General features: G+C 61.2%; 13 protein-coding genes. 11 read left to right on the top strand and 2 right to left on the bottom strand.

What is annotated here, in order from left to right; all coding sequences use genetic code 11:
- Positions 1-183: 183 nt before the first annotated feature.
- A complete protein-coding gene (locus tag MJ643_RS22545; RefSeq protein WP_080563809.1) occupies positions 184-1,866 on the bottom strand; it encodes an electron transfer flavoprotein-ubiquinone oxidoreductase in 1,683 nt (560 codons plus the stop codon).
- Positions 1,867-2,404: 538 nt separating this feature from the next.
- On the opposite strand from MJ643_RS22545, the gene MJ643_RS22550 reads away from it, so the two are divergent.
- The 9 genes from MJ643_RS22550 (at position 2,405) to MJ643_RS22590 (ending at position 9,495) form a co-directional block, all read left to right on the top strand.
- Positions 2,405-3,154, top strand: a complete 750-nt coding sequence (locus tag MJ643_RS22550) for an electron transfer flavoprotein subunit beta/FixA family protein (RefSeq protein ID WP_023661847.1) — start codon at positions 2,405-2,407, stop codon at positions 3,152-3,154.
- Positions 3,155-4,084 (top strand): FAD-binding protein, encoded by a 930-nt coding sequence (locus MJ643_RS22555; protein ID WP_013973453.1) that lies wholly within the window; start codon positions 3,155-3,157, stop codon positions 4,082-4,084.
- A gap of 77 nt (positions 4,085-4,161) precedes the next feature.
- Positions 4,162-4,983 (top strand): transporter substrate-binding domain-containing protein, encoded by an 822-nt coding sequence (locus MJ643_RS22560; RefSeq protein ID WP_013973452.1) that lies wholly within the window; start codon positions 4,162-4,164, stop codon positions 4,981-4,983.
- A 9-nt stretch (positions 4,984-4,992) separates the two neighbouring features.
- On the top strand, positions 4,993-5,346 hold the full coding sequence (locus MJ643_RS22565; RefSeq protein ID WP_013973451.1) for a DUF4398 domain-containing protein: 354 nt from the start codon (positions 4,993-4,995) through the stop codon (positions 5,344-5,346).
- On the top strand, positions 5,343-6,155 hold the full coding sequence (locus MJ643_RS22570) for an OmpA family protein (protein WP_013973450.1): 813 nt from the start codon (positions 5,343-5,345) through the stop codon (positions 6,153-6,155). The genes MJ643_RS22565 and MJ643_RS22570 overlap by 4 nt, the downstream gene beginning before the upstream one ends.
- Before the next feature lie 336 nt (positions 6,156-6,491).
- Positions 6,492-7,934, top strand: a complete 1,443-nt coding sequence (locus MJ643_RS22575) for a PLP-dependent aminotransferase family protein (protein WP_013973449.1) — start codon at positions 6,492-6,494, stop codon at positions 7,932-7,934.
- 63 nt (positions 7,935-7,997) lie between these two features.
- Entirely contained in the window at positions 7,998-8,471 is a 474-nt protein-coding gene (locus MJ643_RS22580) for a hypothetical protein (protein ID WP_013973448.1), read from the top strand.
- A 130-nt stretch (positions 8,472-8,601) separates the two neighbouring features.
- Positions 8,602-8,856, top strand: a complete 255-nt coding sequence (locus MJ643_RS22585) for a YkgJ family cysteine cluster protein (RefSeq protein WP_023661894.1) — start codon at positions 8,602-8,604, stop codon at positions 8,854-8,856.
- 33 nt (positions 8,857-8,889) lie between these two features.
- The gene (locus tag MJ643_RS22590) at positions 8,890-9,495 is read left to right on the top strand and encodes an START domain-containing protein (protein WP_024087417.1); all 606 of its coding nucleotides are present in this window, start codon (positions 8,890-8,892) and stop codon (positions 9,493-9,495) included.
- A gap of 175 nt (positions 9,496-9,670) precedes the next feature.
- Here MJ643_RS22590 and gltA read toward each other — a convergent pair whose 3' ends face one another.
- Complete coding sequence (gene gltA / locus MJ643_RS22595) at positions 9,671-10,960, bottom strand: citrate synthase (RefSeq protein WP_013973445.1); 1,290 nt, start codon at positions 10,958-10,960, stop codon at positions 9,671-9,673.
- Positions 10,961-11,312: 352 nt separating this feature from the next.
- On the opposite strand from gltA, the gene sdhC reads away from it, so the two are divergent.
- Both sdhC and sdhD read left to right on the top strand, forming a co-directional pair.
- Positions 11,313-11,699, top strand: coding sequence for a succinate dehydrogenase, cytochrome b556 subunit (gene sdhC, locus MJ643_RS22600; protein WP_012315350.1), 387 nt, complete (start codon positions 11,313-11,315; stop codon positions 11,697-11,699).
- Positions 11,693-12,061, top strand: coding sequence for a succinate dehydrogenase, hydrophobic membrane anchor protein (sdhD, locus tag MJ643_RS22605; RefSeq protein ID WP_003254214.1), 369 nt, complete (start codon positions 11,693-11,695; stop codon positions 12,059-12,061). Before sdhC ends, sdhD begins: the two co-directional genes overlap by 7 nt.
- Positions 12,062-12,063 lie beyond the last annotated feature (2 nt).

The raw sequence follows: 12,063 nt of genomic DNA on the forward strand, positions 1-12,063 counted from the left end.
GGTCAAAAGCCGCTTAAAAAACTTCCCTAAAACCATAGAATCTCCCACAGGGATAGCGCATGGCTCGAGGTCGATGCGGTCGAGGTGGGAGCTGGCTTGCCGGCGATGAGGCCGGTACAGGTAAAACAAAAAGCCCCCGGCTCGTGAGAACCGGGGGCTTTTTGTCAGTGCAGGGCAGGGGCCTTACATGTTCGGGTAGTTCGGCCCGCCAGCGCCTTCAGGGGTGACCCAGGTGATGTTCTGGGCCGGGTCCTTGATGTCGCAGGTCTTGCAATGCACGCAGTTCTGCGCGTTGATCTGGAAGCGCTTGCTGCCGTCTTCCTGGGTGACAACCTCGTACACGCCTGCCGGGCAGTAGCGCTGGGCCGGCTCGTCGTACAGCGGCAGGTTGCTGGCGATCGGCACGTTCGGGTCGGTCAGCTTCAGGTGGCAGGGCTGTTCCTCTTCGTGGTTGGTGCTGGAGAGGAATACCGAGCTGAGCTTGTCGAAGCTGAGTTTGCCGTCCGGTTTCGGGTAATCGATCTTCTGCGACTCGGCCGCCAGCTTCAGGCAGGCGTAGTCCGGCTTGGTGTCGTGCAGGGTGAACGGCAGCTTGCCGCCGAACCAGTTCTGGTCCACATAGTTGAATGCCGCGCCCAGCAGCGGGCCGAACTTGTGCATGGCCGGGCCGAAGTTGCGGCTGGCGAACAGCTCCTCGTACAGCCAGCTGGCCTTGAAGGCGCTGACGTAGCCGTTGAGCTGGTCACCGCCTTCGCTGCCGGCGATCAGTGCATCAGCCACCGCTTCGGCGGCGAGCATGCCGGACTTCATTGCGGTGTGGCTGCCCTTGATCTTGGCGAAGTTCAGGGTACCCAGGTCGCAGCCGATCAGCGCGCCGCCGTTGAAGACCATTTTCGGCAGCGAGTTGAAGCCGCCCTTGCAGATGGCACGGGCACCGTAGCTGATGCGCTTGCCGCCTTCGAGGTATTGCGCCATCACCGGGTGGTGCTTGAGACGCTGGAACTCGTCGAACGGCGACAGGTAGGGGTTGGCGTAGGACAGGTCGACGATCAGGCCGACGACTACCTGGTTGTTTTCCAGGTGATAAAGGAACGAACCACCGGTGTTGTCCTTGGCCATGACGTCCAGCGGCCAGCCAGCGGTGTGCACCACCAGGCCCTGCTCATGCTTGGCCGGGTCGATTTCCCAGATTTCCTTCAGGCCGATGCCGTAGTGCTGGACGTCGGCTTCGCTGTCGAGGTTGAAGCGCTTGATCAACTGCTTGCCGATATGGCCGCGGCAGCCCTCGGCGAACAGGGTGTACTTGGCACGCAGTTCCATGCCAGGGGTGTACATGCCGTCTTTCGGGTTGCCTTCGCGGTCGACGCCCATGTCGCCGGTGACGATGCCACGGACCACGCCGTTGTCGTCGAACAGTGCTTCCTGGGCGGCGAAGCCCGGGTAGATTTCCACGCCCAGGTTCTCGGCCTGCTGGGCCAGCCAGCGGCACAGGTTGCCCAGGGAGATGATGTAGTTACCCTGGTTATGCATGGTCTTGGGCACGAACAGGTCAGGCACCTTGGTCGAACTACCTGCATCCTTGAGCACGTAGATGTCGTCACGCTTCACTTCGGTGTTCAGCGGCGCGCCGAGCTCTTTCCAGTCGGGGAACAGCTCGTTCAGGGCGCGGGGTTCGAACACCGCGCCGGATAGGATGTGGGCGCCGACTTCAGAGCCTTTTTCCACCACGCAGACGCTGATTTCGTTACCGGCTTCGGCGGCCTTCTGCTTCAGGCGGCAGGCGGCGGACAGGCCCGCCGGGCCGGCGCCGACGATGACCACGTCGAATTCCATGTATTCGCGTTCCACTGGTTCTCTCCTACTCATCAAGGCTCGTGCTGTTGCTTTGTCTTATTGGGTGCGCGGGGCATTCGCAGCGGTTCTACGCAACGGCGGAACTGTAGCTGGGCAAATGACGGACTACACCGTTTTGTCTTGGCCGCGCATTATATCTACACCACTTGGCGGGTCCAATACAAACGTTTGTTTGAATTTGCCGCAGGCCAGTAAAATCACAGGAACGCGGCTGGAGGGTGACCGATTTGCCGTATTGACCGGATTGGGTGTTACGGTCAAGATACGAGCGGTTTTACGTTCGCCGTAGGCTTGCAGCCGGGCGCAGGTACACCTCTAAAGACCAGGTGTGGAGCAGGGTTTTGCGGCCTTTGGCCGGTTTGTAGTGGAGTTTACACGCCACGACAGAAAATGACCCGTGAGTATTTGTCGCAAGAGTCCGGACAAGACTGTTCGGTCACTGTGAAGTTACCGCCTCCCGGTACGTTTTTAGAGGTGCCCTTGTACCCACGCGCATCGCAGGGCTCTGCCCCTGGCGACTATCTATTCACCGGAGAGTAACGAGGAATCCATGAAGGTTCTTGTAGCTGTCAAACGAGTGGTCGACTACAACGTCAAGGTTCGCGTCAAGGCGGACAACTCCGGCGTCGACCTTGCTAACGTCAAGATGTCCATGAACCCCTTCTGCGAAATCGCCGTGGAAGAAGCCGTACGCCTGAAGGAAAAGGGCGTCGCGTCCGAGATCGTCGTCGTTTCCGTCGGCCCGACCACTGCCCAGGAGCAACTGCGTACTGCCCTGGCACTGGGTGCCGACCGTGCCATCCTGGTCGAAGCCGCTGACGAACTGAATTCCCTGGCCGTGGCCAAGGCGCTGAAAGCCGTTGTCGACAAAGAGCAGCCGCAGCTGGTCATCCTCGGCAAGCAGGCCATCGACAGTGACAACAACCAGACCGGCCAGATGCTGGCTGCGCTGACCGGCTTCGCCCAGGGCACCTTCGCCTCCAAGGTCGAAGTGGCTGGCGACAAGCTGAACGTCACCCGTGAAATCGACGGCGGCCTGCAGACCGTTGCACTGAACCTGCCAGCCATCGTCACTACCGACCTGCGCCTGAACGAACCGCGCTACGCGTCGCTGCCGAACATCATGAAGGCCAAGAAGAAGCCGCTGGAGACTCTTACTCCAGATGCGCTGGGCGTTTCCCTCGCCTCCACCAACAAGACCCTGAAGGTTGAAGCCCCGGCTGCCCGCAGCGCTGGCATCAAGGTCAAATCGGTGGCCGAACTGGTCGAGAAGCTGAAGAACGAAGCGAAGGTAATCTAAATGACTATCCTGGTTGTCGCTGAATACGAGAACGGTGCCGTAGCCCCGGCCACCCTGAACACTGTTGCTGCTGCCGCCAAGATCGGTGGTGATGTGCACGTGCTGGTCGCTGGCCAGAACGTGGGCGGCGTTGCCGAGTCCGCAGCCAAGATCGCTGGCGTGGCCAAGGTGCTGGTTGCAGATAACGCTGCCTACGCCCACGTCCTGCCAGAAAACGTTGCGCCGCTGATCGTCGAGCTGGCCAAGGGTTACAGCCACGTGCTGGCGCCGGCCACCACCAACGGCAAGAACATCCTGCCGCGCGTTGCCGCGCTGCTGGACGTGGACCAGATCTCCGAGATCATCTCGGTCGAGTCCGCCGATACCTTCAAGCGCCCGATCTATGCTGGTAACGCCATTGCCACCGTGCAATCGAGCGCCGCCATCAAGGTCATCACCGTGCGTACCACCGGCTTCGACGCCGTGGCCGCCGAAGGTGGTTCGGCTGCCATCGAAGCCGTTGGCGCTGCGCACAACGCCGGCATCTCGGCCTTCGTTGGCGAAGAGCTGGCCAAGTCCGACCGCCCAGAGCTGACCGCTGCCAAGATCGTCGTTTCCGGCGGCCGTGGCATGGGCAACGGTGACAACTTCAAGCACCTGTACAGCCTGGCCGACAAGCTCGGCGCTGCCGTCGGTGCTTCGCGCGCCGCGGTCGACGCCGGCTTCGTGCCGAACGACATGCAGGTCGGTCAGACCGGCAAGATCGTCGCGCCACAGCTGTACATCGCCGTCGGTATCTCCGGCGCGATCCAGCACCTGGCCGGCATGAAGGACTCCAAGGTGATCGTGGCGATCAACAAGGACGAAGAAGCGCCGATCTTCCAGGTAGCCGACTACGGCCTGGTCGCTGACCTGTTCGAAGCGGTCCCGGAGCTGGAAAAGCTGGTCTGATCCGCCTGCTTCACTTATAAAGAACCCGGCCCTTGTACAGGGGCCGGGTTTTTTTTGGTCTGTACAAGGAGTGAGCAATGGTGCTGCGTAAAGCAGGCGGGGTGCTGGCATGCATGGCGGTGCTGGTTTCGCCGCTGGCCATGGCGGCGGGCAAGTGTGAACGCCTGGTGGCAACCGGCAGCCCTGATTCTCCGCCCTATTCATGGCAGGACCCCAACGACCCGAAACACCTGATCGGCGCCAACGTCGACCTGCTGCGCCAGGTGGCTGGCGAGCTGGGTGTGAAAGTTGAGGTGCTGAGCGCCGGCCGTCGTGACCAGGCGCTGGAAGAAGTGCGTAGCGGGCGGATGGACCTGCTGCTCGACACCCCCATGCAGGTGGAGCAACTGACCGCGCTGGACTACATCCATCCACCCCTGCAGCTCAACGAATACCTGGTGTGGACGCGCCACGACGCCACACTGGCCTTCGAGGGCCCGGCTGACCTGGCCCAGTACCAAGGCAGTTTGTCCGAGCGCGCGCGGCTGACCCCGGCCTTTACCGCTTTCGCCAAGGCCCAGCTGAAGCTGGAGCCGGCACAGAACCTGACCCAGGCATTCCAGAAGCTGGTGCTCGGCCAGGTGGATTATGTGCTCGCTGGCCGCTATTCGGGCATCGCCATGGCTCAGAGCCTGGGCATGAGCAATGACCTGATCGCCCGCGGCCTGCCGGTGGATCGGCCGGGCCTGTACCTGGCGCTGTCGCACAATTCGGCCTGCAATGACAGCTGGCTGCGTGGGCAATTGGCGAAAAAACTGACAGAATTGCCGATCTCCGGAGCATCCGAGGCCGTGCTGCAACGTAATGTCGAGCGCTGGAAAGCGCAGCTGCAGGTGCCGTCGGACGCCCCCAAACACTAGGAAGATTGCGTGAGAACCCAACCACTAATCCTTGCCCTGGCCGTGCTCGGCCTGGCTGGCTGCGCCAACGATCCGGCCCCTAACGAGCAGATGCGCATCTCCGAACAGGCACTGGAGCAGGCTAGGGCCGTCGGTGCCACCGAGCAGGTCGATGCGCTCAAGCTGGCTGAAGACAAGCTGGCCCGGGCCAAGACCAACATGCTCACCGAAGACTACCGCGATGCGCGCATGCGTGCCGAGCAGGCCGAGCTGGATGCGCGCCTGGCCGAGGCCCAGGTACTGAACCAGAAGAGCGAAGAGCAGCTGCAGCTGCTGCAGTCGCGGGTCCAGCGCCTGCGCAAACAGTTGGAGGTGCAGCCATGATCCGTCGTATGCCATTGGCCGCGCTGGCAGTGCTGGCGCTGGCGGCAGGTTTGCAAGGTTGCGCCAGCCAGCGCAGCAGCGCAGCGCTGGATGATGCCACTGCAGCTTTCCAAAAGGTCAAGGATGATTCCAATGTGCTGCGCAGCGCGCCGCGCGACGTGATTCGCGCAGGCGAGTCGCTGGCCCGTGCCGAGCGCCTGTCCAGCTACATCGGCACCGGTGCCGACGTGCGCCATTACGCCTACCTGAGCCAGCGCTACAGCGAAATTGCCAGCGAGCATGCCAAGCTGGCGTTGAACCAGGAGCGCCAGGCCAAGCTCGACCTGGAGCGCCAGCGCCTGCAGTTGGCCCTGCGCGAGGCCAAGCTGGCCAGTGTTCAGCAGCAGGGCAAGTGGGTCGAGTCGCAGATCGCCGCGCTGGCCTCGGAGCAGGCCGACCGTGGTCTGGTGATGACCCTGGGGGACGTGCTGTTCGACACCGGCCGGGCCGACCTGAAGAACTCGGCCAGCCGTACCGTGCTCAAGCTGGTGCAGTTCCTCCAGCTCAACCCGCGCCGGGTGGTTCGGATCGAGGGCTATACCGACAGCACCGGCCCGGCCGAGGACAACCTGAAGCTGTCGCGTGACCGGGCGCAGGCCGTGGCCGACATGCTGGTAGACCTGGGCATCGACGAGAAGCGCCTGCAGGTCGAGGGGTATGGCGACCAGTACCCGATCGAGGCCAATGCCTCGGAGCGGGGCAGGGCGCAGAACCGTCGGGTGGAGATCGTGTTCTCCGATGACAAGGGCAGGCTTGCGCCAGCACGCTAAGTCTTTGAAATACCGGGGACCGCTCTGCGGTCCTTTCGCGACACAAGGCCGCTCCTACAGGCGTTGTGCATGCCTTGAGTTCGGCACTGCTCTTGTGGGGGCGGCTTTAGCCGCGAACACCGGCAAAGCCGGTGCCATCCACCGCGTCACCTGCTTCGCGGGTGAACCCGCTCCCACAGGGGCGGCGCACTCCCGGCAGTTTGTCGGCTTAATCGTTTCGATAGCTGTCACGCTATTGTATTGTCGACTATGTTGCATTCTGTTCCAGTACACTCTGCAACTGTTACGGTATCCTCTACCGTCACTGAGCCGTACAAGAATAACGAGTCTGCCGCCATGACCAACCTGCTGTTGTACCAGCGTATCGCCCAGCAACTGGCCGATGACATCCGTCGTGGTGTCTACCAGCCAGGCGAGCGGGTGCCCTCCGTGCGCAAGATGAGCGCCCAGCTCAATGTCAGCCATGCCACGGTGCTGCAGGCCTATGCCAATCTCGAGGACCAGGGGCTGATTCGTGCGCGGCCGCAGTCCGGCTACTACGTGCACCAGACCCCGGCCCTGACCGCGCAGACCCCGGACATCGCCCGCGTGGAGCGCCCCGGCCTGGTCACCCGCGCCAGTATCATCCAGCAGGTGCTGACCGAGGCTCGCCGTGATGGCGTGTTCCCGTTCGGCGCCGCTGTGCCGCATGTCGACTACCTGCCGGTCCGTGCTTTACACCAGCAGATTGCCAAGGTGACGCGCTTCCACAGCCCGCGTGCCTTCAGCTACATGTTCAGCCCCGGCTTCGAGCCGCTGCGCCGGCAGATCGCCATTCGCATGCGTGATGCCGGCGTACTGGTCGACCCGCGTGAAGTGATCGTGACCCATGGCTGTGTCGATGCGCTGCAGATGTCGCTGCGCGTGCTGACTCGTCCAGGCGACCTGATCGCGGCCGAATCGCCCACCTATTACGGTCTGCTGCAACTGGCCGACCTGCTGGGCCTTAAGGTGATCGAGATCCCCAGTGACCCGTCCACCGGCATCAGCCTCGAGGCGCTGCAACTGGCCGCCAACCAGTGGTCGATCAAGGCCCTGGTTCTGACCGCGCGCCTTAGCAACCCGCTGGGTGGCACTGTCCCGGAAGAGCGGCAGAAGCAGTTGCTGCGCCTGGCGTCGGACTTCGATATCCAGATCGTCGAGGATGACATCTATGGCGAGCTGATGTTCGAGCAAGGCAAGACCAAGGCGCTCAAGGCATTCGACCGCCTGGACCGAGTAATCTATTGCTCTAGTTTTTCCAAGACGCTGTCCCCTGGTGTTCGAGTTGGCTGGATGATTGCCGGGCGCTATCAGGACGAGATCCAGCGCCTGCAAACCTTCACCACTCACTCGGCCTGTAGCGTGACGCAGATGGGTGTGGCGGCCTACCTGGAGAATGGCGGCTATGACCGGCACCTGCGTTACATTCGCCAGGAGTACCGCAAGAACCTCAGTGCCTACCAGCTGGCGGTGCAGCAACACTTCCCCGAGGGTACCCAGATGACCCGGCCGACGGGCGGTTTCATCCTGTGGGTGAGCCTGCCGGGGCGGGTCAACACTCAGGAGCTGCATGTGCGTGCGCTGGAGCAGGGCATCAGTATTGCGCCGGGGCTGATCTTCAGTAACACCGAGCAATTCAACCACTGCATCCGCCTTAATTGCGGCATACCCTGGAACAAGGAAGCCGAGCGCGCGGTGATCACCCTCGGTTTGCTGGCCCAGCAATTGTGCCGGGAGCCAGCGGCAGCTTTTTTATAGGCTTGCCACGCGCCTGTGGAACAGGGAGCATACGCACTTTTCCTGCCAGTCTGTCCATTTGCCATGAATGCTCTGCGCCGTTTTGCCCTGATCTTGTGCCTTGTACCGCTCTGCAGCCTGGCTGGTGTTGCCCAGGCTGCACAGCCGACAAGCCAGGCGCAGGCGGCCAAGCCGGTGCAGAAGGCCGCAGCCAGGCCAGCGCACAAACAATCAGCAAAAAAAGCCGGTAACAGCAAGGCCAGGCCGGCGCGCAAGCAGGTGAGCAAGGAGGTTGCCAAGCCGCTACCCAAGGCAAAGCTCGACCTCAGCCTGCCGGCCGAGATGGTCGATAACCTTGAGCCAGATGTGGGCAGCCTGTCGCCGATACAGCGTCGCAAACCTCTTCTGCCCCCCATGTTCACTGAAAAGCCGGAGACCAGCGACAGCCCGTTCCAGCTCAATGGCCGGTTGATCAGCAATGAAATGCAGCTGCAGCTACGCAATGACAGCCGTCGGGAAGTGGAAGGGGCGGCCATCGATTTCGAGTACCGCCAGTAGCTGACGAACTGACTGCCGGGTCATGGCAGATTTCAGCGTGCCAGCAATTTCAAACGCCTGTTTGAGCGGTTACTATCCAGGGACGCTCGTCCCGTTTTGTTCCAGGGAGTCGTTATTTTGGTGAAGAGCCATGAACTGTCGTGAGGGCTGTGGTGCCTGCTGCATCGCCCCGTCCATCACCTCTGCGATGCCGCGCATGCCCAATGGCAAGCCGGCTGGCGAGCGCTGCCTGCACCTGACTGTCGACAACCTCTGCGACTTGTTCGGCAAGCCCGAAAGGCCTGCGGTGTGTGGTGGTTTCAAGGCGGATGTCGAGGTGTGTGGCAGTGATCGTGATGAGGCTATAAGGATTCTCGGCTGGTGGGAACAGATAACGGCGGCGTGACAGGCTGGATCTTCGAAAACAAGGATAAACATGATGAGATCGTTCAAGCGTATTGCTCTGCTGTGTGGCATGGGTGTTCTGCTGGCGCCTGCGGCCTGGGCCGAAAACTGGCAGGTGGCCAAGGACGAGGAGGGGATCAAGGTTTCCCTTAGCGAAGTGGCCGGTTCCAAGTACAAGGCCTATCAAGGTGTCACTGTGATCAAGGCGCCGCTGGCCAAGGTGCAGGCGTTGCAGGAGGACGTGGTCGGGGCTTGTGCATGGATTCACGAATGCAAGTCGCAGAAGCTGCTCAAGCACGAAGGTGACCAAAGCTGGACCTATACCCAGTTCAATACGCCATGGCCGGTGACGCCGCGGGACTCGGTGTTGCATGTGACTACTGTGAAGGAGGCTGATGGCAGCCTGGTGCGCAACCTGAAGGAAGAGCCGACCTATATCCCGGAAGAGAAGGGCTTTGTGCGGGTGGCGAAGGTCGAAGGCTTCTGGAAGCTGGTGCCCAAGGGCGACAGCACGGAAGTGACCTATCAGGTGCACACCGAACCGGGTGGTAGCGTGCCGGCGATGGTGGCCAACAAGTTCGTGGTGGATGCGCCGTTCAATACCCTGAAAGGGTTGCGGGAGCGGGCTGAGAAAAACTGAGGCATTGTGTCACCTGTGCTGGCCTCTTCGCGGGTAAACCCGCTCCTACAGGTATCCCGCAAACTTTCGGGCCTGTGGGGTCCCTGTGGGAGCGGGTTTACCCGCGAAGAGACCAGCACAGGACGAATAAAAAAGGCTGCCCGAGGGCAGCCTTTTTGCGTTCGGCTATGGAAGCTTACTTGCGGTCCTGCAGCGCAACGATGTCGCGCTTCTGCTCGCCGGTGTACAGCTGGCGCGGGCGGCCGATCTTGTACGGGCTGGAGAGCATTTCTTTCCAGTGCGAGATCCAGCCCACGGTACGTGCCAGGGCGAAGATCACGGTGAACATGCTGGTCGGAATGCCGATTGCCTTGAGGATGATCCCCGAGTAGAAGTCGACGTTCGGGTACAGCGAGCGCTCGATGAAGTACGGATCGGTCAGGGCGATCTCTTCCAGGCGCATGGCCAGTTCCAGCTGCGGGTCGTTCTTGATGCCCAGCTCGCGCAGGACTTCGTCGCAGGTCTGCTTCATCACGGTGGCGCGCGGGTCGCGGTTCTTGTACACGCGGTGACCGAAGCCCATGAGCTTGAACGGGTCGTTCTTGTCCTTGGCCTTGGCGATGAACTTGTCGATGTTCGAGACATCGCCGATTTCATCGAGCATGGTCAGTACCGCTTCGTTCGCACCGCCGTGGGCCGGGCCCCACAGTGCGGCGATACCGGCGGCGATGCAGGCGAACGGGTTGGCACCCGACGAACCGGCCAGACGAACGGTGGAGGTGGAGGCGTTCTGCTCGTGGTCGGCGTGGAGGATGAAGATCCGGTCCATCGCCTTGGCCAGCACCGGGCTGATCGGTTTGATCTCGCACGGGGTGTTGAACATCATGTGCAGGAAGTTTTCCGCGTACGACAGGTCGTTGCGCGGGTACATCATCGGCTGGCCCATGGAGTACTTGTAAACCATCGCGGCCAGGGTCGGCATCTTGGCGACCAGGCGCACCGCGGAAATTTCGCGGTGTTGCGGGTTATTGATGTCCAGGGAGTCGTGATAGAACGCCGACAGGGCGCCAACCACGCCGCACATCACCGCCATCGGGTGGGCGTCGCGGCGGAAGCCGTTGAAGAAGGACTTCAACTGCTCGTGAACCATGGTGTGGTTCTTCACGGTGCTGACGAACTGGGCCTTCTGCTCGGCATTCGGCAGTTCGCCGTTGAGCAGCAGGTAGCAGGTTTCGAGGTAGTCGGATTTTTCAGCGAGCTGTTCGATCGGGTAGCCGCGGTGCAGCAGGATACCTTTGTCGCCGTCAATGTAGGTGATCTTCGACTCGCACGAGGCAGTCGCCATGAAACCAGGGTCGAAGGTGAAGTGACCAGTGGCCCCCAACCCGCGGACGTCGATTACATCAGGACCAACGGTGCCGGTTAAAATGGGCAGCTCGACGGGGGCAGCGCCCTCGATGACCAACTGCGCTTTTTTGTCAGCCATGTGGCCTCCTATTAATGCTTGAAATCATCAGACAGACCCCCCACGCAGGGCCCGCACCACTATAGAGGGATAAATTCAGATGTCAATTTGCCTAAAGGCTTGTTGAAACAGGCATTGAGGCCTGATTTTTCGCGAAATTCTCGCCCATTTACGCCTTTTGTGCGCTAAAGGCAATGCGCTATTTGGGCTACCCCGTCACGTTGTCATAAGCAGCCTAACTGTCTATACTCGCAACCCGACCGCCAGGGGCTTGCAAGCCCGAACTGCTGGGGGTCGCCGTTCCCTGGGTGGTGGGTACCTGACCAGTACACTTACCAACAACTTTGCCCTGATTCGCTAGGGGCTCTTCAGTGTGAAAAAAGCCGTGAAAAGCCAACGACCTGTAAACCTAGACCTAAGGACCATCAAGCTCCCCGTCACTGCGTACACGTCCATCCTGCATCGTATCTCCGGCGTCATCCTGTTCCTCGGCCTTGCCATCATGCTTTATGCACTGGGCAAGTCGCTGGGTTCCGAGGAAGGCTTTGGTGAGGTGAAGGCGTGTCTGACCAGCCCGCTGGCCAAATTCGTGACCTGGGGCCTGCTGTCCGCCCTGCTTTATCACCTCGTGGCAGGTGTTCGTCACCTGATCATGGACATGGGCATCGGTGAGACGCTGGAAGGCGGCAAGCTGGGCTCGAAAATCGTGATCGTCATCTCCGTGGTGCTGATCGTTCTGGTGGGAGTTTGGGTATGGTAACCAATGTCACGAACCTGTCGCGTTCGGGCCTCTATGACTGGATGGCGCAGCGCGTTTCTGCGGTCGTTCTCGCGGCTTACTTCCTCTTCCTGATCGGCTACGTGGTCGCCCACCCAGGCATCGACTACACCCAGTGGCATGGTCTGTTCTCCAACAACGCGATGCGGATCTTCAGTCTGCTGGCCCTCGTTGCCCTGGGCGCTCACGCCTGGGTCGGCATGTGGACCATTGCGACCGACTACCTGACGCCTATGTCGTTCGGCAAGTCGGCAACTGCGATTCGTTTCCTGTTCCAGGCGGTATGCGGCGTTGCGATGTTCGCTTACTTCGTCTGGGGTGTGCAGATTCTCTGGGGTATCTGATC

It is taken from the genome of Pseudomonas sp. PNPG3, from assembly GCF_023093815.1.
Classification (GTDB): Bacteria; Pseudomonadota; Gammaproteobacteria; order Pseudomonadales; family Pseudomonadaceae; genus Aquipseudomonas; species Aquipseudomonas asiatica.

Excerpts from the sequence above, each read along its gene's own strand:
- MJ643_RS22575 (WP_013973449.1), top strand. The coding sequence starts at position 6,492 with ATGACCAACCTGCTGTTGTACCAGCGTATCGCCCAGCAACTGGCCGAT.
- MJ643_RS22570 (WP_013973450.1), top strand. The coding sequence starts at position 5,343 with ATGATCCGTCGTATGCCATTGGCCGCGCTGGCAGTGCTGGCGCTGGCG.
- MJ643_RS22550 (WP_023661847.1), top strand. The coding sequence starts at position 2,405 with ATGAAGGTTCTTGTAGCTGTCAAACGAGTGGTCGACTACAACGTCAAG.
- MJ643_RS22555 (WP_013973453.1), top strand. The coding sequence starts at position 3,155 with ATGACTATCCTGGTTGTCGCTGAATACGAGAACGGTGCCGTAGCCCCG.
- MJ643_RS22590 (WP_024087417.1), top strand. The coding sequence starts at position 8,890 with ATGAGATCGTTCAAGCGTATTGCTCTGCTGTGTGGCATGGGTGTTCTG.
- MJ643_RS22585 (WP_023661894.1), top strand. The coding sequence starts at position 8,602 with ATGAACTGTCGTGAGGGCTGTGGTGCCTGCTGCATCGCCCCGTCCATC.
- gltA (WP_013973445.1), bottom strand. The coding sequence starts at position 10,960 with ATGGCTGACAAAAAAGCGCAGTTGGTCATCGAGGGCGCTGCCCCCGTC.
- MJ643_RS22580 (WP_013973448.1), top strand. The coding sequence starts at position 7,998 with ATGAATGCTCTGCGCCGTTTTGCCCTGATCTTGTGCCTTGTACCGCTC.
- MJ643_RS22560 (WP_013973452.1), top strand. The coding sequence starts at position 4,162 with ATGGTGCTGCGTAAAGCAGGCGGGGTGCTGGCATGCATGGCGGTGCTG.
- MJ643_RS22545 (WP_080563809.1), bottom strand. The coding sequence starts at position 1,866 with ATGAGTAGGAGAGAACCAGTGGAACGCGAATACATGGAATTCGACGTG.
- sdhD (WP_003254214.1), top strand. The coding sequence starts at position 11,693 with ATGGTAACCAATGTCACGAACCTGTCGCGTTCGGGCCTCTATGACTGG.